General features: G+C 59.8%; 18 protein-coding genes and 2 pseudogenes. 14 read left to right on the top strand and 6 right to left on the bottom strand.

The features are described from left to right. Positions 1-57: 57 nt before the first annotated feature. From AB4O11_RS19755 to AB4O11_RS19715, 9 genes are all read left to right on the top strand, one after another. Positions 58-996, top strand: a complete 939-nt coding sequence (locus AB4O11_RS19755; protein WP_460128012.1) for a LysR substrate-binding domain-containing protein — start codon at positions 58-60, stop codon at positions 994-996. Between the two features lie 442 nt (positions 997-1,438). Continuing rightward, positions 1,439-2,368, top strand: a complete 930-nt coding sequence (locus AB4O11_RS19750) for an amidohydrolase family protein (protein WP_166220831.1) — start codon at positions 1,439-1,441, stop codon at positions 2,366-2,368. Between the two features lie 4 nt (positions 2,369-2,372). Beyond that, positions 2,373-3,278: an amidohydrolase family protein gene (locus tag AB4O11_RS19745; RefSeq protein WP_460128009.1), complete on the top strand. Its 906-nt coding sequence runs from the start codon at positions 2,373-2,375 to the stop codon at positions 3,276-3,278. Between the two features lie 243 nt (positions 3,279-3,521). Further along, entirely contained in the window at positions 3,522-4,907 is a 1,386-nt protein-coding gene (locus AB4O11_RS19740; protein ID WP_460128006.1) for a UbiD family decarboxylase, read from the top strand. Then, on the top strand, positions 4,904-5,533 hold the full coding sequence (locus tag AB4O11_RS19735) for a UbiX family flavin prenyltransferase (RefSeq protein WP_460090509.1): 630 nt from the start codon (positions 4,904-4,906) through the stop codon (positions 5,531-5,533). The genes AB4O11_RS19740 and AB4O11_RS19735 overlap by 4 nt, the downstream gene beginning before the upstream one ends. Before the next feature lie 88 nt (positions 5,534-5,621). After that, complete coding sequence (locus AB4O11_RS19730; RefSeq protein WP_460128002.1) at positions 5,622-6,665, top strand: CobW family GTP-binding protein; 1,044 nt, start codon at positions 5,622-5,624, stop codon at positions 6,663-6,665. A 251-nt stretch (positions 6,666-6,916) separates the two neighbouring features. After that, entirely contained in the window at positions 6,917-8,284 is a 1,368-nt protein-coding gene (locus tag AB4O11_RS19725) for a nucleobase:cation symporter-2 family protein (RefSeq protein ID WP_093438891.1), read from the top strand. Between the two features lie 13 nt (positions 8,285-8,297). Beyond that, positions 8,298-9,686 carry an amidohydrolase family protein gene (locus tag AB4O11_RS19720; protein WP_460127999.1) on the top strand — a complete coding sequence of 463 codons (1,389 nt, stop codon included), beginning with the start codon at positions 8,298-8,300 and terminating at the stop codon, positions 9,684-9,686. Between the two features lie 215 nt (positions 9,687-9,901). Beyond that, on the top strand, positions 9,902-10,093 hold the full coding sequence (locus AB4O11_RS19715; protein ID WP_095047481.1) for a hypothetical protein: 192 nt from the start codon (positions 9,902-9,904) through the stop codon (positions 10,091-10,093). 122 nt (positions 10,094-10,215) lie between these two features. On the opposite strand, the gene AB4O11_RS19710 is transcribed toward AB4O11_RS19715, so the two are convergent. Together AB4O11_RS19710 and AB4O11_RS19705 are read right to left on the bottom strand one after the other, a co-directional pair. Further along, positions 10,216-10,848 carry a Vgb family protein gene (locus AB4O11_RS19710; RefSeq protein WP_460127994.1) on the bottom strand — a complete coding sequence of 211 codons (633 nt, stop codon included), beginning with the start codon at positions 10,846-10,848 and terminating at the stop codon, positions 10,216-10,218. A gap of 31 nt (positions 10,849-10,879) precedes the next feature. After that, complete coding sequence (locus tag AB4O11_RS19705) at positions 10,880-12,091, bottom strand: helix-turn-helix domain-containing protein (protein WP_460127991.1); 1,212 nt, start codon at positions 12,089-12,091, stop codon at positions 10,880-10,882. 130 nt (positions 12,092-12,221) lie between these two features. Here AB4O11_RS19705 and AB4O11_RS19700 point away from each other — a divergent pair, with 130 nt between their 5' ends. Genes AB4O11_RS19700 through AB4O11_RS19690 form a run of 3 tightly spaced genes read left to right on the top strand, consistent with a single transcriptional unit; the run spans position 12,222 to position 16,894 of the window. Then, complete coding sequence (locus AB4O11_RS19700) at positions 12,222-14,465, top strand: type VI secretion system Vgr family protein (RefSeq protein ID WP_460127988.1); 2,244 nt, start codon at positions 12,222-12,224, stop codon at positions 14,463-14,465. Between the two features lie 3 nt (positions 14,466-14,468). Continuing rightward, positions 14,469-15,755: a VRR-NUC domain-containing protein gene (locus AB4O11_RS19695; protein WP_460127986.1), complete on the top strand. Its 1,287-nt coding sequence runs from the start codon at positions 14,469-14,471 to the stop codon at positions 15,753-15,755. A gap of 14 nt (positions 15,756-15,769) precedes the next feature. Further along, positions 15,770-16,894 carry a DUF3396 domain-containing protein gene (locus AB4O11_RS19690; protein WP_099758653.1) on the top strand — a complete coding sequence of 375 codons (1,125 nt, stop codon included), beginning with the start codon at positions 15,770-15,772 and terminating at the stop codon, positions 16,892-16,894. Between the two features lie 6 nt (positions 16,895-16,900). On the opposite strand, the gene AB4O11_RS19685 is transcribed toward AB4O11_RS19690, so the two are convergent. Continuing rightward, complete coding sequence (locus AB4O11_RS19685; protein ID WP_099758652.1) at positions 16,901-17,347, bottom strand: NUDIX hydrolase; 447 nt, start codon at positions 17,345-17,347, stop codon at positions 16,901-16,903. Between the two features lie 438 nt (positions 17,348-17,785). Between AB4O11_RS19685 and AB4O11_RS19680 the strand changes: the two genes are divergently transcribed. Then, the gene (locus AB4O11_RS19680) at positions 17,786-18,217 is read left to right on the top strand and encodes a nuclear transport factor 2 family protein (RefSeq protein WP_460127982.1); all 432 of its coding nucleotides are present in this window, start codon (positions 17,786-17,788) and stop codon (positions 18,215-18,217) included. A 164-nt stretch (positions 18,218-18,381) separates the two neighbouring features. On the opposite strand, the gene mqo is transcribed toward AB4O11_RS19680, so the two are convergent. After that, positions 18,382-20,028 carry a malate dehydrogenase (quinone) gene (gene mqo, locus AB4O11_RS19675; protein ID WP_093438917.1) on the bottom strand — a complete coding sequence of 549 codons (1,647 nt, stop codon included), beginning with the start codon at positions 20,026-20,028 and terminating at the stop codon, positions 18,382-18,384. 522 nt (positions 20,029-20,550) lie between these two features. Here mqo and AB4O11_RS19670 point away from each other — a divergent pair. Next, complete coding sequence (locus AB4O11_RS19670) at positions 20,551-20,982, top strand: nuclear transport factor 2 family protein (RefSeq protein WP_093438922.1); 432 nt, start codon at positions 20,551-20,553, stop codon at positions 20,980-20,982. 175 nt (positions 20,983-21,157) lie between these two features. Here the strand turns inward: AB4O11_RS19670 and AB4O11_RS19665 are convergent. Then, positions 21,158-21,751: pseudogene (locus AB4O11_RS19665) on the bottom strand (methyl-accepting chemotaxis protein); the annotation flags it as partial. A 312-nt stretch (positions 21,752-22,063) separates the two neighbouring features. After that, positions 22,064-22,792, bottom strand: a pseudogene (locus tag AB4O11_RS19660) (MCP four helix bundle domain-containing protein); the annotation flags it as partial. Between the last annotated feature and the right edge of the window lie 131 nt (positions 22,793-22,923).

The raw sequence follows: 22,923 nt of genomic DNA, 5'->3' as shown, positions 1-22,923 counted from the left end.
CGGGCAAAACGCGGCCAGCGACGATTTCTGCCAACCGCTGTAAGCAGGACTAACAACATGTACAAGCGATACCCGTCGGTGCAGTCCATGAGCGCGTTTATCCACGCGGCGCGCAGCGGCAGTTTCTCTAGCGCTGCGCGCAAACTTGACCTGACCCACAGTGCGATCAGCCAGCAGATTCGTGCACTGGAAGATTTCATCGGCCAGCCGCTGTTCGTCCGTGAAGGTGGCGGCAGCAACCTGACCGATGCCGGGCAGTTGTTTGCCAGTGTGTTGTCGGATGGTCTGGCGCAAATCGACCGGGCGATTTCCTCGGTGAAGAACCGCAGCGTGGCGCAACGTTTGACCCTGGATGTCGACAGTGAACTGGCGCAAAGCTGGCTCAATCCGCGCCTGCCGCAGTTGCTTGATGGCTTGCCGGATTACGAGGTGACGCTGCTGTCGATGCCGCGCAGTGATCGCAGTACGTTTGAGCGAGTGGATCTGGCGTTGCGTTATGGCTATGGCGATTGGGACGACTGCGAGATGACGCAGATTTGTGGCGATCGGGTATTGGCGGTGGCTTCGCCAGAGTTGCTTGAACGCTATGGTTTGCAAGTGCCGCTTAGCCCGGCGCAGATCCTGCAGTTGCCGCTATTGGGGTATACGCGGCGGTCGTGGATTCCATGGCTGGATGCGGCTGGGATGACACCGACCGAACCGCCGGCGCGGGTGATTTTTGATAATGCGGCGAATCTGATTTCGGCGGCTGAGGCCGGCGTTGGCGCAGGGTTGGTGCGTGGATTACTGGCGGCTGATGCGTTGCGCAGTGGGCGATTGGTGGCGTTGAACGAGGCGCAGATTGCGGCGCATTACAACCTTTACGCGGTGTGGCCGCATGGGCAGGTTGAGCGTGTGGCGCCGGTGGTTGATGCGGTTAGGCAGTTAGTCCTGTGTACGCTTGAGAACCCTGCCCTCACCCTAGCCCTCCCGAAACGTCGGACCGCCCAGAGGTAGAGGGGACCGATCGGGGAATATTGGCGAATGACACCGACGTGCACCTCCTGCTGTGAATCCATAATCGATTCCATCTGACAGGGGAATGCTTCAGAAAATCGTCGACCTGAACCAGCCTCGCCGAATCCATAATCGCGTCGGTTTCTCAGGTCGATGCATCGCGAAAGACACCTCGGTCGGCCCCCTCTCCCTCCGGGAGAGGGCTGGGGTGAGGGTCGCTTTTGACCTGCCCATATCGAACAAGTATCACCACCGCGCCCAATTAATATTGTACGAACCCAACCCCGCCTTCCAATACTCGCCCTCAGCAACCACCCACCCGGGCCGGATGCGAACAGGCGAGGGAATGCGCGTGTCTTGCGCATAGCAACGGCCGATTGCCCGGGACGTGGATGCCGAGAGCCGCAAGGCTCCCTTCCCCGCTATCAGGAGATCGACTGCAATGATCATCGATATCAGCTGCTATCCCACGGATCTCGTGGACCTCGCCTGGAGGCATGACGGTGACCCGTTCACCGGCGAGCGTCTGCTGGAGATGATGGATGGCCCGTACATGGTCAACGGCAAGCCGCGCCGTATCGACAAAGCCTTCATCCAGCCACCGCAGGGCAACACGATTTACACCTGGACCGACGGCGAACTCTCGGGCCGCGAATCCATCGACGCCTACATGGCCTACACCCTGAAAATGGTCCAGACCTACCCGGACCGCTTCATCGGCTGCTTCGTCTACAACCCGCGCTGCGGTGTGGAAAACGGCGTCGAGGCGATTGAGCGCTACGTCAAGGAACACGGTTTCGGCATGGTGCAGATGCAGGCCAACATGCACGCCTACCGTCCTGACCGTGCCCTCGATTGGGTTCGCCCATGCTTCGAGAAATGCGCCGAACTGGGCATTCCGGTCAAGCTGCACACCGGCGACGGGCCTTACAGCATCCCGTCGGAATGGGTGCCGATGATCAAGGAGTTTCCCAACGTCAATTTCATCATGGCCCACTTCGGCGTGCAGACCGGCGGCGTCTATGTGTTCGAACCGATGCAATGGGCGATGGAGTTGCCCAACGTCTACTGCGAATCCGGCTGGTGCCTGCAATCGCGGATCGTCGAATTCGCCAAGGTCTTGCCGACGCACAAGATCCTCTTCGGCACCGACACGCCACCGAACGAACCGGGCATGTGGCTGCGCCTGCTCGAAGTGCTCTGCCACGAGCCGCCGCAAGGCCTGAACCTCGACGAGGACACCCTCGAAGACTACTTGGGCAACAACACCGCGCGAATGATCGGCCTCGAACCGACCCCGCCACCCCGTTCCGTTTCCGAAGCAGAGGCGCAACTCAAGCGTCCCGTCACCACTCAACTGGCCAGGAGCTGAACCGATGATCATCGACACCCATCTGCACCCTACCAACCTGGTCGACGAGGCCTGGCGCCACACCGGCGAACCGTTCACTGGCGAGCGCATGCTCAAGTTGATGGACGGCCCGTACATGATCAACGGCAAACCGCGCCGCATCGACATGGGTTTCATCCAGCCGCCACCGGGCAACACCGGTTATCGCGACGGCAACCGCCGGGGCCGCAAGGGCGTGCGCGATTACATGTCGTACATCGCCGAACTGTGCATGAAGTACCCGGATCGCTTTATCGGCAACTTCAACTTCAACCCGCGCTGGGGGCCGGAAAACGGTGCGGCGGAGCTGGAATTCCACATCAAGGAATACGGCTTCAAGATGCTCAAGCTGCACGCCAACATGCACGGCTATCGCCCGGATCGCGCACTCGACTGGTTGCGCCCGGCGATGAAGGTCTGCGCCAAGTACAACATCGTCGTGCTGATCCACACCGGCGATGGCCCGTACACGATTCCAACGATGTTCTACCCGATCATCCGCGAGTTCCCGATGGTCAATTTCATCATCGGCCACTTCGGTATCCAGACTGGTGGCAACTACTCATTCGAAGCGTTCTGGATGGCCATGGACACGCCGAACGTTTACTGCGAATCGGGCTGGTGCTTCCAGTCGCGGATCGTCGAATTCGCCAAGGAGCTGCCGCGCAACAAGATCGTCTTTGGCACCGATTCACCGCCGAACGAACCGGGCATGTGGCTGCGCGAACTTGAGGTGTTGTGCTCACCGGCGCCGCAAGGTCTGGGTATCGATGAGGATCATCTCGAAGACTACCTGGGCAACAACATCGCCCGGTTGTGCGGGATCGAACCGACGCCACCGCCCAAGGATCTGGTCGAGGCCGACATACGCCTGACCACCACCTATCTGTAGCCATACACAAAACCTGTGGGAGCGAGCTTGCTCGCGAATGCGGTGTGTCATTCAACAACGATGGTGACTGAATCAATGCCTTCGCGAGCAAGCTCGCTCCCACAGGGTTCGTTGCCAGAATTTAAAAGCACAGCGACTTTACAGGCACGAAGATGACCCGGCGTTCGCTCGACCGGCAGGCCAACGGCTGGCCGCGCGATCGCCCTCTCACCCCTGCGTGCCTGCTTTTTACGAGGTGACACCATGACCCGTTCGACGCTCGGCGATTCTCAGGACTTTCACGTGTTCATCGACGCCTATCGCCGTGAGTACCCGGACGATGTGCTGACTGTCACCCCAGCGATTTCCGCCGATCAGGACGTCACCGCCCTGGTCGATGCCCTCGCCGCCCAAGGTCGCGATCCACTGCTGATCTGCGAACACGTCGGCAACCTCGGTGTGCCGGTGGCGACCAATCTGTTTGCCTCCCGAACCCGCATTGCCCGGCTGTTCGGCGTCACTGCGGCGCAACTGCACGAAACCTTCCAGACCCGCGCCAACCAGCCCATCGCACCACGCTATGTGGAGAGCGGTCCGATCCTCGATGAGGTCTTCGAAGGCGAAGCGCTGGACCTGGCGCTGCTGCCGATGCTCAAGCATTTCGCCAGCGATCGCGGCCCATACATCACCAACGCAATCATCATCGCCGAAGACCCGCTGACCGGCATCGCCAACATGAGCTATCACCGCTCGATGCGCCACGCCCGGCAAGCGCTTGCGACCAGCCTGCATTCCCGTGGGCACTTGTGGCGGATGTTGCAGACCGCTCGCGAGCGTGGCGAAGAACTGCGCGTGGCGATGGTCGTCGGTGCGCATCCGTTGTTCATGCTCGCCGCTGCTGCGCGCTTGCCTTATGGCGCCGATGAACGTGCCGTCGCTGGCGGGCTGTTCGGCGCGCCGCTGGAGCTGGTGAAAACCCCACGCTACGGCATCGGTGTGCCGGCGTATGCCGAGTTCGTGCTGGAAGGTGCGATCGACCCGGCGGCATACGCCGAGGAAGGCCCGTTCGGTGAGTTCAGCGGTTACTCCTCGGATCGTTCGACCAACAACGTGCTGCGCGTGGATACGCTGTTAAAGCGCAAAGACGCCTGGCTGGTCGACGTCATGGGCGGCCGCTACGCCGAGCACCTGACCCTCGCCCGCCTGCCGCGCGAAGCGGAAATGAGCGAGAAACTGAAAGCGCGTTTCCCCGCCGTCACCGCCGTGCATTACCCCAATTCCGGCACGCACTTTCACTGCTACGTGGCGCTGGATCAGAGTCGCGACGGCGAGGCGCGGCAGATCATGCTGGCGCTGCTCGGCTGGGATCCGTACCTGAAAACCGTGATCGCGGTGGACAGCGACATCGACATCTGCGACGACAGCCAGGTGCTGTGGGCGCTGGCCACGCATTTCCAGCCGCATCTGGATATTTTTACCATTGATGGCTTGCCGGGCAGTCCGCTCGATCCATCGTCCTCAGTGAATGGCACCACCTCGCGGATGGGCCTCGATGCAACTCGCGGTTCCGGGTTTGACGGAATCAAGGCGCAGCTCGATCAAGAGGTACTCGAACGTGCGCGGGTTCTGCTCAAAGGACTTGAATCATGAACCGCCAGCGGATGGTGGTCGGTATCAGCGGCGCGTCCGGCTTCATCTATGGCGTGCGACTCCTGCAACTGCTCGCCGAGCTGAACATCGAAAGCCACCTGATCATCAGCCGTGCCGCGCTGCTGACCATGGCCCACGAAACCGACTACAAATTGGCCGACGTGACCGCGCTGGCCAGCCATTATCACCGCGCCGATGACGTCGCTGCCGGAATTGCCAGTGGCTCGTTTCGTTGCCTGGGCATGGTCGTCGCGCCGTGTTCGATGCGTACCTTGGCGGAAATCGCCACCGGCACGTCATCAGGACTGATCGGCCGCGCCGCCGACGTCACGCTCAAGGAACGTCGCACGCTGGTGTTGATGGCCCGCGAAACGCCGCTGACCCTCGCCCACCTGCGCAACATGACTGCCGTTACCGAGATGGGCGGGATCATCGCCCCGCCGGTGCCCGCCTTCTATGCCCGCCCGGAGAACCTGGCGCAAATGGTCGACCACAGCCTCGGCCGCGTGCTCGACCTGTTTGGTCTCGACTCTGGCACCGCACAACGATGGCGAGAACACCAGGGATCCTGTGGGAGCGAGCTTGCTCGCGAAAGCGTTGGAACAGTCGCCATCACTGCTGAATGACACACCGCCATCGCGAGCAGGCTCACTCCTACAGAAAAGCAGCATCACCCGAATTCAGTGTGCACCGGTCAATCAAAGGAGCCTCACCATGAACACCCCATTCAACGCCCCAACCCGCAACACCAAAATCCCCGTGACCATCCTCACCGGCTTCCTCGGCGCGGGTAAAACCACCCTGCTCAATTACATCCTCAAGGAAAACCACGGCCGCAAAATCGCCGTGATCGAAAACGAGTTCGGCGAAGTCGGTATCGACGGCGACCTCGTCCTCAGTTCCGAGACCGAAGAAATCTACGAGATGGTCAACGGCTGCGTGTGCTGCACTGCCGAGGTTCGCGAGGACCTGGTGCGCATCGTCCGCGAACTGGTGGCGCGGCCGGTGCGACTCGATCACATCCTCATCGAAACCAGTGGCCTGGCCGATCCGTATCCAGTGGCGCAGAGCTTCTTCATCAATGACCCGATCGCCGAAGAAGTAGAACTCGACGCGATCGTCACCATGGTCGACGCCAAACACATCGCTCAGCATCTGGAGGATCTGCAACTCGATGGCGTCGACAATCAGGCGGTGGATCAGATTGTCTGCGCCGACCGGATCGTCATCAACAAGGTTGATCTGGTCAGCAGCGACGAAGTGGAAATTCTGCGCGGCAAGATCCGTGGCTTGAACGCTACAGCGGATCTGGTGACCTCGACCCATGCGCAAATCGACCTGACGAAAATCCTCGGCATCGGCGCATTCGAATGCACGCAGAAGCTCATGGAAATCGGTGCTGAACCTGAGCACCACGACCACCACGCTCATCATCACGATGCGCCCGATCACGAACACGATCCAAGCGTGTCATCGGTGGGCATCGCCGTGGACGGCGCGGTCAACCTGATGGCCTTCCACCGCTGGATCAGCGAACTACGTTCCTCCCAGGCCGACAATCTGTACCGCATGAAAGGCGTGCTGGCGGTGGCCAACGAGGACCAGCGCTACGTGCTGCAAGGCGTGCACAGTCTGGTGGAATTCCGCGCCTCGACCGCGTGGGGCACGGAGCCCCGCTCGAGCAAGATCGTATTCATCGGCCGCGACCTCGACCGCGCGGCGCTGAACCAGGGCTTCGCCGCCTGCCTGGCAGGCTGAAACAAGGCATCGAAGCCGGTGGATGGCGGCTTCGCAGCACGAATGACTGATGTTCGCCACTTGGGGCTGCACAAGTCCCTGTGGGAGCGAGCTTGCTCGCGAAGAGGCCGTCACATTCAACCTCTCAGTTGACTGATATATCGCCTTCGCGAGCAAGCTCGCTCCCACAGGGTTCCACTGTGTCCTTGAGCTGATCAGCATCAGACGAATACCCCTCTCTACCGCATAAAAACAGCCAGAGGTGTTTCCCCATGTCGTCAGCCCCATCTCCAACGCAATCCGCCGCCACCGTGCACCCCGTCGACCGCATTTTACCGGTGCGACAGATGCTCACCCTCGGCCTGCAACACATGGCCGTGTCGTACATCGGCGCCATCGCCGTGCCGTTGATTGTCGCCAGTGCCTTGAAAATGTCCCATGCCGACACGGTGGTGCTGATCAGCACCACGCTGTTCTGCTCGGGCATCGCCACCCTGTTGCAAACCGTTGGTTTCTGGAAATTCGGCGTGCGCCTGCCAATTCTGCAAGGCGTGGCGTTCAGTAGCGTCGGCCCGGTGATCGCCATCGGCAGCAACCCGGAGGTGGGCTTTGCCGGAGTCTGCGGGGCGGTGATCGGAGCCGGGTTGTTCACCATGCTGATGGCGCCATTCGTGGGTCGATTGCGGCGATTTTTTCCGCCGGTGGTGACCGGTTGCATCGTCACCGTGATCGGCTTGCAGCTGTTCCCGATTGCCTATGAATGGGTCGGCGGCGGGCGCAACGCGAGCAACTTCGGCGCCCCGGCGTTTCTCGGTGTGGCGGTGGTGGTGTTGCTGACGATTCTGCTGGTCAACCGCTACGGCAGCCCGCTACTGCGCAACATGGCGGTGCTGATCGGTATGCTGATCGGTGCAGGCCTCGCGTATGGCCTCGGCATGGGCAGTTTCCACAGCGTCGAAGAAGCGCCGTGGCTGACCGTACCCTACCCGTTCTATTTCGGTCTGCCGACTTTCAGCCTGATCCCCATCGCGACCATGGTGGTGGTGATGATCGTGCAGATGGTCGAGTCGATGGGGCTGTTCGTGGCCATCGGCGACATCGTCGAAAAACCGGTGGAAGACAAACAGGTGATCAACGGCCTGCGCGCCAACGGCCTGGCCAGCACCATCGCCGGGATGTTCGCCGCGTTTCCCTTTATCGCCTTCATGGAAAACGTCGGCCTGGTGATTCTGACCGGCGTGCGCAGCCGTTGGGTGGTCGCAGTCAGCGGCCTGCTGATGTGCTCGATTGCCCTGGTGCCGAAGGCCGGCGCAATAATCGCCTCGATGCCGACCGCTGCCCTCGGTGGCGCTGGCATTGCGATGTTCGGCGTGGTCGCGGCGGCGGGAATTCAGACCCTCGCCAAAGTCGACTACGAGCGCAATCGCTACAACGTGCTGATCGTCGGTTTCACCATCGCCGCCGCGCTGGTACCGGTGCTCGCGCCAACCTTGTTCAAACAACTCCCCGAGTGGTCGCAGCCGTTCCTGCACAGCAGCGTGGTCATCGCCTGTCTGGTGTCGGTGCTGCTCAACGCCGCGCTGAATGGCGTCAGTGTGGCGGAAACCACCGCCAGCAAATCCGCCTCGCACATCCTTTAGTTTGGAGCTGCCCATGACTCGACTTCAGAACATCCTGATCAAGCACCCGGTCGCGGTGATGACCGGCCTGCGCGGCCCCCGCGCGCGGGCCGGTGCCGTGGACATCCGCGTGGTCAATGGCCGTATTGCCGAAATGGCTGCGAACCTTGAGCCACAACCCGGCGAACGGGTGATCGACGCGCGCAACTGCGTGGTCTATCCGGGCTGGATCAACACCCACCACCACCTGTTCCAGAACCTGCTCAAAGCCGTGCCCGAAGGTTTGAATCAAGACCTGCAAGGCTGGCTGGCCAGCGTGCCCTACCCGCGCCTCAACCGCTTTACCCCGCAACTGGCGCGGATCGCCGCGCGGTTGGGCATGGTCGAATTGCTGCTGTCCGGCGTCACCACCTGCGCCGATCACCATTATCTCTACCACGCCCACGGCAGCACCGAGACCGGTGATCTGCTGTTCGATCTGGCGGATGAGTTTGGCCTGCGCCTTGTCCTGTGCCGTGGCGGCGCGCTGGAGTCGGCGAGCGCCCATCCGGGCTTCTCGAAAACCGCGCTGCAACCGGAAAGCCTTGAGCAAATGGTCGGCGATATCGAACGGTTGAAATCGCGGTACCACCAGGACACCCCGGACGCGATGCGCCGCGTGGTGGTCGCCCCGACCACGCCAACGTTCTCGCTGCCGCCAACCCTGTTGCGCGAACTCGCGCACACCGCTCGTGGCCTCGGCTTACGCCTGCACACGCACTTGTCGGAGACACAGAACTACGTGAATTTCTGCCGCGAAAAATACAATTGCCTGCCGGTGGAATTCGTCGCCGAACACGAATGGCTCGGCCCGGACGTCTGGTTCGCCCATGCCGTGCATCTACAACCCGGTGAAATCCGTATGCTCGCGCAGACCGGCACCGGCGTCTCCCACTGCCCGGTGAGTAACGCTCGGCTGGGCAGCGGCGTGGCGCCTGTGCCGCAGATGTATGAGGCCGGCGTGCCGATTTCCCCGGGAGTGGATGGCGTAGCCTCCAATGAGTCCGGGAGCATGGTCGGCGAAGCCAACACTGCATGGCTGATCCACCGCGCAGAACAAGGCGCCTCGGCGACCACGGTGGAAGATGTCATTCACTGGGGCACGGCGGGCGGCGCGCAAGTGCTGGGCCTCGGCGCCGTTGGCACACTTGAAGTCGGTCAGGCGGCGGATCTGGTGATCTACAGCCTCGACCATCCACGCTTCTATGGCTTCCACGACAGCGCCGTCGCGCCCGTGGTAGCGGGTGAACCGATTACGGTGAAATACAGTTTGGTGGGCGGCCGCGTGGTCGTGGAGAACGGCGTGATTCCGGGCCTGGACATTGAACGCATGCGCGCCGAAGCATGGGAAGGTGTGCAGCAACTGATGGACGTCGACGACTGATTCCAATCCACCACAACTTCAATGTGGGAGCGAGCCTGCTCGCGAAGGCATATTGTCAGCCACTGCAACATTGACTGATCCAACGCTTTCGCGAGCAGGCTCGCTCCCACATAAAGCCGTCGCATTCGCGCCTTTCGGCTTTCTCGACTAACGTTATTACCTCATCGGACAGAGCCCCTGCCCGCAATACAGGGCTCTTTTTCAAGGAGAGACTGATGACGTCGCGTCGCAACATCGAACAGACCTACCGCACCTGGTCCAGCCCGATTCTGCTGGAGCTGAAAAAACGTGAACACCAAATGGCGCCGGTCGAGCGTCAGGCCCTTGAGAATGTCCTGGTGGAAAGAAGGTTGCTGGACATCGGCGGCCCGGAGGGTATTGAACGTCGTCGCAACAGCGGTGGCTGACGCTGCGCTTTCGCGAGCAGGCTCGCTCCCACAGGGTTTGAAGTCGTTCACAACATTTGTGTTCATCCGCAATCACTGTGGGAGCGAGCCTGCTCGCGAAGAGGCCCGTGTAGGCGTCTCCATCATTTGGGCCGACGCACCGCCCTCACCCGCCCAGTGTCTCCGCCGCCGCAATAGAAGCGATCAGCTCCGTCGGCCTCCAGCCCCGAAACACCCGAGCCCTTTGGCATCTTCAGCGACTCGATAACCTTGCCATCCTGCGAATCGATCCGCCGCAGCTCACTCTCATCATCCTCCCAAGTGCCATGCCACAACGCACCCTCCACCCAGGTCACCCCGGTGACAAACCGGTTCGACTCCAACGTACGCAGGATCTCGCCGGTCTGCGGATCAATCTGATGAATCTTGCGCTCGCGATACTGCCCGACCCATAACGAGCCATCCGCCCAGGCCATGCCTGAGTCGCCGCCATTCCCCGGGGCCGGGATGGTGTGGAGCACGCGCCCCGTGGCCGGATCGATCTTGTGGATGCGGCGGTCGGCAATCTGGTACAGGTGCTGGCCGTCGAACGCAGTGCCGCCGTCGGCGCCAACCTTGATCGTGCGCACGGTTTCGCCACTGGCCGGATCCAGTGCATTGAGCTGGCCGTCGCTGGCGAACCAGACCTGCTGGCCATCGAATGTCACGCCGTGAATGCCTTTGATGTCATCAAAAGGACCGTACTCGCGAAGGACTTCTGCATTTGAGTGTTTCATGGCAACTTCCTCGTGGATGTGTGGCTCCAGCCTAGCCATTGCCCAGTGACACCGGGAGTAACAAGATCGTCGCGAAACCCGGTAGCGGTGGCGTCATCCAACGCCGCGCCCGGCCGACACCGAACGCCTGCACTTTGTCCGCCCGCGCCAGAGCCTCCAAGGCGCGTTGCACCTGGCGCTGGCTGTTGCCCAAAGCCAATGCCAGCGCTGAACTCGACCAGGCCTCGCCGTCGGCAAGCAAGGCCAGCAACGCCGCGTATTTGTCTTCAACCGGCAACGTCAGCAACGCCACGTCCTCGGCCACCAGCGCAAAGCCCCTTGGCGTTGCGGCGATATTCGCCAGTGGCTTCAGTGCCGCACGCAAGCGGCCAATTTCGACCCGCAGGCGAGCACGGTGCGATTCATCCGTGAGGGGCAAACGAAAAGCCTTGGCGAACAGCGTTTCGCGCGCCACATCGTCCGGCCAGGCTTGCGCAAGTAATCGAGCAAGATTGAACAGCACCGGCCGCGTGGCCAGCGCCACCGTCATGCCGGCACCGCGCACGCTGTATCGGCAGGCATCGACGATCAGTGTCGACGAGTTGAACAAAGCTTCAACCTGCGCCAGATTCACCCGTTGCGCCTGACCGGCAACGATCAGCCGCGCTGCCGGCGCAGCGAGCATGTGACTGGCGTGATCGACCTCGGCGCTCAGTGCGGTGATCCCGGCCTGTTGCGCCGCAGCCTGCGCCCGAGCCAGCGCCGCACTGGCCTTGTGTGCCTGGACCCGACGCACGGCGATTCCGGCGGCGATCAACTCATGAGCAGTACGCAGCGCCGGCGGCAACGGCGCCGGGTCAGTTTCACCCAGCAACGTTTCGGCCTCATCCAGTTCGCCGATCAACAGCAACCGGCGAATCTGCAAATAGCGCGCGTGCGCCGCGTTCACGCCGTCACCGTGCTCCTGCAAGACGCGCCGCGCCGCCTCCAGCGCCTTCACCGGCCAGCCCAGATCCCGCGCTGCCAGCGCCACCTCGGCCTCGGCGACCACACAACGCGCCCGCGACAGCGGTTCATTGCTGCCGAACGCCTTTATCGCCCGTTGCAACAACGCCTTGGCGCGGGGCAGATCACCGAGCTGAGCCATGGCAATTGCGCGCAGGGCCAGCGCCGGCGGATCCTCACGCAGAGCGACGTAGTTCAACGCGCCTAGCGGGTCACCAGCAGACAGCGCGCGGCCGGCGGCGTTGATCAGCGAATCCATGGCTCGTCCGTCCCTCGGTGGCTGAATCGTGAGCTGAGTCTGATCGCTGATTATGGCGCGTTTGGACGCTTGATCGGCTGTTTCAGTTGTTGCAACATCGGCACAGCTTTTCCAATGGATGGAGTCGAGCATGCTGGATGCAAACGCTAGCCACATTACCTTCACTGTCGAAGGCGCCAACGCCGACCTGCAAGTCCTCAGCTTCACCGGTAGCGAAGCCCTCAACCAACCGTTCCGTTTCGACCTCGAACTCGTCAGCGCCCGCCCCGACCTCAATCTCGAAGAGCTGCTGCACAAGCCCGGCGTCCTGACTTTCGGTCCGACCGGCGAAGGCAAGATCCACGGTCTGGTCTATCGCATCGAGCAAGGCGACTCCGGCAAAACCCTGACCCGTTACAGCCTCAGCCTGGTGCCACAACTGGCCTACCTGCGGCATAACCACGATCAGCAGATTTTCCAGCAACTGACCGTGCCGAAGATCATCGCTCAGGTGCTGGAAGATCGCGGCATTCTTGCCGACGCCTACAGCTTCCAGCTCGGCGCCGAATACCCGGAACGCGACTACTGCGTGCAGTACGACGAATCCGACCTGCATTTCATCCAGCGCCTGTGCGAAGAAGAAGGCATTCACTTCCACTTCCAGCACAGCAGCAGCGGCCACAAACTGGTGTTCGGCGACGACCAGACGGTGTTCCGCAAACTGAAACCGGTGAGCTACCAGCAAGACTCCGGCATGGCCGCCGACAAACCGGTGATCAAGCGCTTCAACCTGCGCCCGGAAACCCGCACCACCCGCGTCAGCCGCCGCGATTACGACTTCGAGAAACCGAAGATCCTCCCCGAAGGCGCGGTCAAAACCGAGTTCGCCCCGGACCTTGAGGACTACGACTACCCCGGCCGCTTCACCACCCGCGAGCGCGGCAAATTCCTTTCCACCCGCGCGCTGGAACGCCATCGCAGCGACTACAAACTCGCCGAAGGCAAAGGTGACGAACCAACCCTCACCAGCGGCCACTTCCTCACCCTCGCCGAACACCCGCGCGCCGAATGGAACGACCTGTGGCTGCTGCTGGAAGTCTTCCACGAAGGCAAACAACCGCAAGTACTCGGCGAAAACGTCACCAGCGACGTCACCGACCACAAAAGCGATTTCCACCAGGGCTACCGCAACAGCTTCCTCGCCACCCCGTGGGACGCGCACTACCGCCCTGCCCTCGAGCACCCGAAACCGAAAGTCCTCGGCAGCCAGACCGCCGTCGTCACCGGCCCGGCAGGCGAAGAAATCCACTGCGACCAATACGGCCGCATCAAAGTGCAATTCCACTGGGACCGCGACGGCCAGTCCAACGACAAAACCACCTGCTGGATGCGCGTCGCCAGCGGCTGGGCCGGCGCCGCGTACGGCGGCATCGCCATCCCGCGCATTGGCATGGAAGTCCTCGTCACCTTCCTCGAAGGCGATCCCGACCAGCCATTGGTCACCGGTTGCCTGTACCACAAGGAAAACGTCGTCCCCTACGACCTGCCGGCCAACAAGACCCGCAGCACCTTCAAGACCCTGAGTTCACCGGGCGGCAAGGGCTACAACGAATTCCGCATCGAAGACAAGAAAGGCGTCGAGCAGATCTACATCCACGCCCAGCGCGACTGGGATGAGAACATCGAGCACGATCAGAAGATTCGCGTCGGTAACGAACGGCACGACACCGTTGAAGCCAACACGCTGAGTGAGTTCAAAGTTGAAGAACACCGGATTACGCATCTGGATCGGGTTAGCGAAATGCGTGCGGATGATCACCTGACGGTGGGTGTGACGCAGCATCTGAAGGTGGGGACTGCGCAGTTTGTTGAGGCTGGGTCAGAAATCCATTACTACGCCGGCCAGAAGGTTGTGGTCGAAGGCGCAATGGAGCTCACGGCCAAGGCTGGCGGCAATTTCGTGAAAGTCGACGCTGGTGGCGTAACCATCAGCGGCGCCGAGGTGAAGGTCAACACTGGCGGCTCGCCTGGGGTGGGCAGCGGCATCGGGATTTTGGTGCCGTTGACTCCCGGCGCAGTTGACACCGATAAATTCGGCCAATTGCCTGACAGCGCGCCGCGCAGTCACAAGGCGCGCTACCTGTTGCTGGATGAGAAAACCGGTGAACCTCTGGTGGGCACCCCATATACGTTGAAGCTCGCTGATGGCACCCGAATTGCCGGTTATACCAACGAAGAAGGAAAAACCTTTCAGGCACTCAGCAGCAGCCCGGCAGAGGTCGAACTGCTGACACCTGTTCGCAAACCCGAGCCTGAAGAACCGTTGATCAGGGCCGGGGAAAGCGCACCCAAGGAAATGACCCTGGACTTCAAAAACGCCAACTCGGAGGGCTGAATCATGCCGGTCATGCAACCACCTCAAACGCCACAAGGCTGCACGAACACCAGTATCGAAGGTACGGTCAAACAAGCACCGCTGCCCAATCCTGATAACAAACCTTATCTGATGGAAAAAGCCAATTACGCATCGCGGTTTCCCAGATTAACGATAAAAAAAGCCAAAGATGGTGACTTCACCGGCATGGAGCTTAAACAGCTGGTAATGAGTGGATTGATTCGGGCAGATGAATACCGCTGGGATTTCAAATGGGATTACAAAGCTGAAGTCTGCTTCGACATGGCGTCCCTCCCCCCCAAACCATTCCTGAGTTCCTCATGGCTGGGCGATGACGTGAAGCCAGATCCCACGCGACGCCATTCACTCTTTCCATTCCCTAAAGGTTCAGTCAAAGGATTATTACGGCGTCCCGACGTTATCATCGTCAAGACACGCAGCTTACGTTGGCCGGGACAAGCTGGAACGGATCATCAAGGTGTTGCGCACCCGGATAATCTGGAGAGGCTAGTGGAAGTGAAGTTTCCCGGGGACGTCCTCGGTATGGCACAGCGAGAGGCTTATCTGGATATAGCAGGTGGCCCAAACCGTTTTTCTGTACTCGAAATCAATGATTGTCGAGATGACGGCGAGCGTGAACGCGACCGCGAATACAACAGACAACATAAGCCGACTGGTGAGTTCAACCCACAGCAATGGCCTGTTTTGCTGCCCCCGGCCGGAGGCCCGGGGCAAGCCCCAAGACCCGCTCCGGTACCTGTTCCCGCGTACGGCCCAACAGCGACACCCAGACCGGCGCGGGTCGAAAGCTGGACGCAACTTCAAGAGGCCGTTGAAGGGCTCTTGGAGCAAGGTGCTCAGGGCATTCGAAGGCTATCGCAAGAAATGCAACAACACCTCGAAGACGCCGCTACGTGGCTCGGAATCAAGGGTCAATGGATTAGACGTGAGTCTCAAAAAGCCTGGGAATGGGTCAGTGAAACAGGTGCGAAGATCGTTCGCTGGACGGATGAGCAACTCAGGGCTGCGTGGAAGGAAATTCAGCATTTCACCGACCTGACCTTGGAAAAGCTCAAGGAAATCGACTGGATGCAAGTATTGATTGACGTAGGAACAGTCGTTGCCACCGTTGTGGTGGCTTTTGCTATTGGAGCGGCACTGGTTGCTGCCGGTGTGCCTGCTGCTATCGTCGCAGCAATTTTGGTTATCGTTCGACTGGCTCAGCTTTCATGGGCCGTGCTGGTCACCATTTTGGGCGGCGCTGCTATCACTGCTGCGGCGACAGCCTGATAAAAGAGAGCTTTATGAATACATTGGAAAAACTGAGCGAACAAGCTCCAGACCTGACGTTTGAGCTACCCGATAACACCCCCGTTGTACGACTCGGGTTGATCGCAACCCTCTACTTCAAGGAAGGCTACTCGCTGCAAAGCAAGCGCAATGTCATGCAGTGCTTCACCCGATTCAAGGAAGAGTTCGGCCAGCATCTGAAGGGACAGTTCGACGACCGCTACAAGAAACTGACAGATTCCGGATTCAGCAAAACCCAGGAAAAAATCCGCGAGTCAGGGCCGAACGAACAATACGAATGGCACATCAGCAGCGCCGCAACCGCGAACGAAGCTGCTGCGTACAGCCTGTCCGCACTGAACTCGTTCGAGGTGCATGGCGATCAAAAACGCTCATACCTGAAGATGACATTGCCCTGGAGTTTCCTGAAAGAGCCCGATGGCGTCGCGCGCTTTCAAGAATGGCTGGTTTACTTGTGCGATCAGGTTGAAGCCGAACATGGCTACGGCGGACTTTCGAGCATACTGCCCTACGACTTCGATCGTTACATGCCCATGGAATTTCAACTGGCGCAGCAATATGTCGGTCTGGAAGTTGACTCAATGGTGCACAACTTCAAACGAGAACTGCTTGATCACATCAAAGGTGTCAACTGGTACACCATTGTTGGCACTCGATTTACCGAGCAACTGGGAGGCAAAGACGGATTACGCCACGCCTTCAGCGGACGTGGCGACGTCGAGATGCTGGATTATCAGGGCGGAGTGATCATTCGCGCCGGCGCTTTACCCGAACTGGGCGCTATCCATGAACCTCTACCCGTCACCTATGTAGCGGTGAACCGTGTTTTGAAACAGCTTCGTAATCCAAAACCCGATCAACTGCACACTTATTCACCCTACGGTAACTGCTTCGAACAAGACAGTACCGCGCGCTGGTACGCGCGATTCGACCAAGACGATGCGCATTCGAAAACTCCAGCACGAATAGAGGCCGGTCAGCCTTGTAGCGCCGCGGGTTATTGGTTCAGCCCTGCACAGGCAAACTCCCGACGTTACTTCGACTTGGGGGAAACCATGCCTGGGTTCAGTGGCTCGAATTGGGGCGATACGCTTTGGTATTGGTCGGGGGAAGCGTGAGTGAATTCATCCGAGCAATCCGGCGCTTTTCAGCAGCTCCTGCAAGCCATTCGGCACCAAAGGCGCCTGCTCGCTGAAGCTTGAGCTGTCATGCCAGCGTGCAGTGAAGGGCGCGCCGTCGCTTTCATGGCCATCGATCTGTGCGTTGTCGTAGACGCCCTGATCGACGAACGTCGCGTCGTATACCTGGACAATTTCGTGACCCGGTTCGCCGTTGTAGACGAAGAGGCTTTCGAGTGTGCCGAGCAGACGCACGTCACTCATGGACAGGCCCAACTCCTCCTGCACTTCGCGCACGATTGCTTCGGCGCTGGTCTCGCCAAATTCAATACCGCCGCCAATAGGCCGAAAGCAGGTTTGCTGGCTGCCCGGGTCGCGAAATTCGTTAACCAGAATTTTGCCGTTGTGATGAAAAACGCAAAGTGCGAGCGCGCGAATGCGGTGTTCGGCCATGACTGAAGTCCATTTACAGGTGTGGGGGCGCGGCATTTAAACATGCTTTGCGCGACACACCCGTGGACGTCACTGGAAAAGGGTCGCTTCAGACCGGAGAAATCGTTGCGAGCAGGCCGATCAGAATGGTCAGTGTCAGAAAGCCACCCAGAAAAAACGCCATCTTGTTCATGTTGCTCTCCTCAATGCTGAGCTTGCGGTGCACTGGGCGCTTCGGGATGAAGGACTACCGCGAGTGCCGAACCGTGGGGCTATTTTGAGCGGATGACTGAGCTGGTAACAGAGGCAGATCCAGTGAAAAAATACGGATCAGATGCGCATCTGATCCGCATGGGCCATGGGCCGATATTCAGATCGCGGCACAAGGGTTCAATTTCGGCGAGGTTGATCTAGAGTCATTGCCGTCGCGACAACAACAAGAAAAATCCTGGAGTGAACATGACCGACCTGAACCTGCAACCCAACGTCGCCGCATCACTGGGCAAATGGCACGAAATGATCCGCACCGGCGACCTCAGCGCCTTGCCCGGCCTGCTCGACCCGCAAGCCGTGTTCCGCTCGCCGATGGCGCACACGCCTTATCCGGGCGCGCCAGTGGTGTCGATGATCCTCAATACCGTGTTCGAGGTGTTTGAAGAGTTCACCTATCACCGTGAGCTGGCGACTGCCGATGGCTTGAATGTGATTCTGGAGTTCAGCGCCAAGGTGGGTTCGAAGGAGCTGAAAGGCATCGATATGATTCGCTTTGATGAGGGCGGGAAGATTGTCGAGTTCGAGGTGATGGTTCGCCCGTTGAGCGGATTGCAGGCGTTGGGTGAGGAGATGGGACGGCGGCTCGGTGCTTATCTGGCGTCCGCCAAAGCCCTGTAGGAGCTGCCGCAGGCTGCGATCTTTTGATCTTGATCTTTCAAAAGCAAGATCAAGATCAAAAGATCGCAGCCTCGTTTCACTCGACAGCTCCTACAAAACTATTTGCCATAAAAAAGCCCACTGACCGTCGCCGGTTCAGTGGGCTTTGTGTGTCAGGCGTTTAGTTACAGCGCCATGTCACGTGCAGCGTTTTCCTTCGGAGCTTCAGCTTTTTCAGCTGCAGGTGCGGCCGGGGCAGCAGCCTGACCGATCACTGGAGGTGTCGGCAGTTCGAGGATCTTGGCGGTGTAAGCCCACTCTGCAGCCACTTTGGCTGGATCGTTGTTCAGCTGAGTGCCGTAGCTTGGAACGATCTGGTGCAGCTTGGTTTGCCACTCTGGGGTCGCGACTTTGTCTTTGAAGACTTTCTGCAGCACGCTCAGCATGATCGGTGCAGCGGTCGACGCGCCTGGCGATGCGCCCAGCAGGCCGGCGATGGAACCGTCTTGTGCAGCAACGATTTCGGTGCCCAGTTTCAGCACGCCGCCAGCGGCTTCATCACGCTTGATGATTTGCACGCGTTGGCCGGCTTGCCACAGGCGCCAGTCTTCGGCTTTGGCGTTCGGGAAGTATTCCTTCAGCGCGTTCAGACGGTCTTCATCCGACAGCATCAGTTGGCCAGCCAGGTACTCGACCAGCGGGTATTCCTTGATGCCGACCTTGGTCATAGGCCAGATGTTGTGGGTGGTGGTGCTGGTCAGCAGATCCAGGTACGAGCCTTCTTTCAGGAACTTGGTGCTGAAGGTCGCGAATGGGCCAAACAGGATGACGCGCTTGCCGTCCAGAACACGGGTGTCCAGGTGCGGAACGGACATCGGTGGTGCGCCAACCGACGCTTTACCGTAGGCCTTGGCCAGGTGCTGTTCAGCGATGGCCGGGTTATCGGTCACCAGGAACGAACCGCCAACCGGGAAGCCAGCGTATTCCTTGGCTTCAGGAATGCCCGACTTCTGCAGCAGGTGCAGTGCACCGCCGCCAGCGCCGATGAAGACGAACTTGGCATCGGTTTCGGTTTTAGTGCCGTCTTTCAGGTTTTTGTAGCTGACGCGCCAAGTGCCATCGGCATTCTTGGTGATGTCCTGGACTTCGCTCGACAGTTTCAGATCGAAGTTAGGCTTGGTTTGCAGGTACGCAGCGAACTGGCGGGTGATTTCGCCGAAGTTCATGTCGGTACCCAGCGGGCTCCAGGTGGCCGCGATTTTCTGGTTCGGGTCACGCCCTTCCATCATCAGCGGGACCCACTTCTTGATCACAGCCGGGTCTTCGGAGTACTGCATGCCGGCGAACAGCGGGCTCGCTTGCAGGGCTTCGTAGCGCTTTTTCAGGAACTTGATGTTGTCATCGCCCCACACGAAGCTCATGTGCGGCGTGGTGTTGATGAACGAGCGAGGGTTCTTCAGAACGCCTTGCTGAACCTGCCAGGCCCAGAACTGACGGGAGACCTGGAACGCTTCGTTGATCTCGACGGCTTTCGGGATCGTCACGTTGCCTTTGTCGTCTTCCGGGGTGTAGTTCAGCTCAGCGAGCGCCGAGTGACCGGTACCGGCGTTGTTCCAGCCGTTGGAGCTTTCCAGGGCGACGCCGTCGAGGCGCTCGACCATTTCCATCGACCAGCTTGGCTCCAGCTCATTGATCCACACACCGAGGGTGGTGCTCATGATGCCGCCGCCGATCAGCAGGACGTCGACTTTCTTTGCTTCGTCAGCATTGGCGGATGTCATCCCCATCGCCAAAGCCAGACCCAGCAGGGCTGTGTTCACTTTCTTAAACATCTGTTGCACCTATGATAAAACGCCTTCCGCCCGCCGCTGTTATCTGTATGCGATCCGCTTTGATGACGCTCAGGCTCGCGTCGCAGATTCCGGCACACTTCAATTTTGACGGGTGGGCACACAAGGCCGACATGCTGCATCGACCTCAGTTAATGTCCCTTCTGAACTGACTTCTTATCATTATTGGCTCAGCTACTTGAGCGACAGGGATTCCGTCAGCCCGCCCGAAGGCAAGCAAACTGAATAAGGTCAAACCAAGTTGGCGCGAAGAATATCACGTCAGGGCAAACCCGCGCGTCTGTTCCCGACTTGAGAGTCTTTTTCCGCTCAGGGACTTATCGGCCGCCAGTCGCTGAACATGACCCTCTGATGAGTGCGTCGACGCAAACCATCCTGCATTCAAGTGTAGTTGCCCAGACATTGAGTACTTTTGGGCAGTGCCTTGCTCAAGCATTATCTGCTACGTTGTACGACGACTGACAAATCAGTCGTCAACCCCATAACAACAAGGAAACAACCTCAATGACCAAGACCCGACTCCTGATCGGCTTTCTCTGTGCCTTCAACGGTTACGCCATGGCCGCCTCTGCCCCGGCGGAAAAAGACGTTGCCCAAGCGGTGGATCATCTGACCCAGGCGATGCTGCACAAGGACATTGCCGAACTGAACGCGCTCACCGCACCCAACCTGACTTATGGCCATTCCAGCGGCAAGATCCAGGATAAGAAGGAGTTCATCGCCGACATCGAAACCGGCAAGAGCGCGTTCAAGACCCTGGAAATGCAGCACCAGACCATCACCCTGTCCGGCGACACCGCGCTGGTCCGCCACCACTTTTCCGCACAGGCGTTGAAGGGGACCGAGGTGGTGCCGACGGAGATCGAGAACTTTCAGATCTGGCAGAAGCAGCATGGCAAGTGGTTGCTGGTGGGGCGGCAGGCGTTCAAGTTCTGATTGTGGTGAATTTATCCAGCATTAGTGTTGGCTGAATTGACCTCTTCGCGAGCAAGCTCGCTCCCACTGTGTTCGGTGGCGCAGCGAATATTGCATTTACACCACGAAACCTGTGGGAGCGAGCTTGCTCGCGAAAGCGCTAGCCCGGCCAACACAAATACGATGGATTTCACCACTACAGCCGAAACCGATCCACCGACTGCGCCAACTGCCCCGCCAGACTCGACAACTCATCGGTGGTATTCGCCGTTTGCCCGATCACCCGGCTGTTGCCTTCGGACATCCCGGCAATCATTTCCACCTGATGGGCGATCTCGTTACTGGCCTGGCTTTGCTCGCCAATCGTGCGAGTGATGTCGTTGACCAGTTGCGTCGTGCTCAACGTCGCATCGAGAATTTCGCGGATGGCCCGCTCGACATCCGCCGTCACCGCCATGCCCTTGTCGACCTGCGCGACACCCGCCTCCATGCTGCTGACCGCCTCGCGGGTGCTGTGTTGAATGCGCGCGACCATTGCCGCGATTTCCTGGGTTGAGGCACTGGTGCGCGCCGCCAGACTACGCACTTCGTCCGCGACCACCGCAAAACCCCGACCCTGCTCACCGGCACGGGCCGCTTCAATGGCGGCATTGAGCGCCAGCAGATTGGTCTGGTCGGCAATGCTCTTGATCACCTGAATGATGTTGAAAATGGCTTCGGATTCCTGATCCAGCGTGCGGATCACCTGCGCCGACTGTTGTGCTGATCGGGCGATATCGTCCATGTCGCTGACCACTTGATGAATGACACCGCCGCCCTCCTTGGCCAGGGTTTCGGCCTGACTGGCCATGCTCAGTGCCCGTTCGGCGTGGCGGGTGATTTCCTCGATGCTCGCGGTCATCTGGCTGGCGGCGGCGGCCATGGTGCCGGCGGCGACGCTTTGTTGCTGGCTGCTGTCGGCGACCTGATGGCAGCCGTGGCTGAGTTGCTCGCTCATGCCACTGACGCCGTGAGCATTGCGCCGCACCACGTCGATCATGTTGCGCAAGTCGCGCTGCATGGTTGCCAGTGTGCGTATCAGAGTACTGGCTTCGTCCTTGCCGGATGGCTCGGTGATCGGCTCGCTGAGGTTGCCGTGGGCGATGCTTTCGGCGATGCGACTGGCGGTCTTCAACGGCCCCATGATGCTCAGAATCACCCAGCGTCCCTGAATCAACAGCAGCACAAGACTGGCGATCAACACCACACCGAGCGCAACGTTGGCGCTGTGGATGGCTGATTCGGTTGCAGCGCTGGTCTGCCGCGTATTGGACTCGATCAACTCGCTCAACGCGGCCATTTGTTCTTCAAGCTGGCCAAACGCCGTGTTGAAGGTGTCCAGTTCCTGTTGAGCCGCATCAGGGTTGTCCAGCGCCAGCCCGACAATCCGTTCGCCCGCGTTGATGTAGGTATCGAGGCTCGGTTTGATCTGCTCCAGCGCCGTGCGCAATGCCGGATTGATCGGTAACTTGAGGTTTTCCTCGAGCACCTCACGAAAATGCCCGGCATGCTCGTTGATCGAATCGCGCACCTCGCTTGCCGTGCTGGTGCTTTTGCCCAGCCCGACCAGCATCGCCGAGTAGACATCGGCGCGCAGGGCGTCGTGCATCATGTCGGCTTCCATGTGGTTGCGCAGCGCGCTCATGCTGACCGCGTTATCGCTGACCGCCGAGGCCATCCGCTGATTGCCGACGTAACTGACCAGACTCACGATCAAGGCTGTCAGCAGACTTGTCACAATCAGCAACACTAAACGCAGTTTGATCGACACCTTGGTTTTCTCCTTGGCCATGCGCCGCAAGCGCCTGTCAGACCTTCAGTTAAGCCTATTTGTGCAGGTCTGTCGGGCCAGAGCGTGTCAGCAGCTGTCGGCACGAAGCCTGAATGCCACAAAACTTTCGGATTGCGCGGCAAGTCTCACTT

Source organism: Pseudomonas sp. H1_D05 (assembly GCF_054682705.1).
Note: the sequence above shows the minus strand (reverse complement) of the source record. Positions and strands in the feature narration are given on the sequence as shown.

Bases quoted from the DNA above. Each gene is read 5' to 3' on its own strand.
- AB4O11_RS19715 (WP_095047481.1), top strand. From the start codon at position 9,902: ATGACGTCGCGTCGCAACATCGAACAGACCTACCGCACCTGGTCCAGC.
- AB4O11_RS19680 (WP_460127982.1), top strand. From the start codon at position 17,786: ATGACCGACCTGAACCTGCAACCCAACGTCGCCGCATCACTGGGCAAA.
- AB4O11_RS19750 (WP_166220831.1), top strand. From the start codon at position 1,439: ATGATCATCGATATCAGCTGCTATCCCACGGATCTCGTGGACCTCGCC.
- AB4O11_RS19740 (WP_460128006.1), top strand. From the start codon at position 3,522: ATGACCCGTTCGACGCTCGGCGATTCTCAGGACTTTCACGTGTTCATC.
- AB4O11_RS19710 (WP_460127994.1), bottom strand. From the start codon at position 10,848: ATGAAACACTCAAATGCAGAAGTCCTTCGCGAGTACGGTCCTTTTGAT.
- mqo (WP_093438917.1), bottom strand. From the start codon at position 20,028: ATGTTTAAGAAAGTGAACACAGCCCTGCTGGGTCTGGCTTTGGCGATG.
- AB4O11_RS19735 (WP_460090509.1), top strand. From the start codon at position 4,904: ATGAACCGCCAGCGGATGGTGGTCGGTATCAGCGGCGCGTCCGGCTTC.
- AB4O11_RS19670 (WP_093438922.1), top strand. From the start codon at position 20,551: ATGACCAAGACCCGACTCCTGATCGGCTTTCTCTGTGCCTTCAACGGT.
- AB4O11_RS19720 (WP_460127999.1), top strand. From the start codon at position 8,298: ATGACTCGACTTCAGAACATCCTGATCAAGCACCCGGTCGCGGTGATG.
- AB4O11_RS19730 (WP_460128002.1), top strand. From the start codon at position 5,622: ATGAACACCCCATTCAACGCCCCAACCCGCAACACCAAAATCCCCGTG.
- AB4O11_RS19700 (WP_460127988.1), top strand. From the start codon at position 12,222: ATGCTGGATGCAAACGCTAGCCACATTACCTTCACTGTCGAAGGCGCC.
- AB4O11_RS19745 (WP_460128009.1), top strand. From the start codon at position 2,373: ATGATCATCGACACCCATCTGCACCCTACCAACCTGGTCGACGAGGCC.
- AB4O11_RS19695 (WP_460127986.1), top strand. From the start codon at position 14,469: ATGCCGGTCATGCAACCACCTCAAACGCCACAAGGCTGCACGAACACC.
- AB4O11_RS19705 (WP_460127991.1), bottom strand. From the start codon at position 12,091: ATGGATTCGCTGATCAACGCCGCCGGCCGCGCGCTGTCTGCTGGTGAC.
- AB4O11_RS19725 (WP_093438891.1), top strand. From the start codon at position 6,917: ATGTCGTCAGCCCCATCTCCAACGCAATCCGCCGCCACCGTGCACCCC.
- AB4O11_RS19755 (WP_460128012.1), top strand. From the start codon at position 58: ATGTACAAGCGATACCCGTCGGTGCAGTCCATGAGCGCGTTTATCCAC.
- AB4O11_RS19690 (WP_099758653.1), top strand. From the start codon at position 15,770: ATGAATACATTGGAAAAACTGAGCGAACAAGCTCCAGACCTGACGTTT.
- AB4O11_RS19685 (WP_099758652.1), bottom strand. From the start codon at position 17,347: ATGGCCGAACACCGCATTCGCGCGCTCGCACTTTGCGTTTTTCATCAC.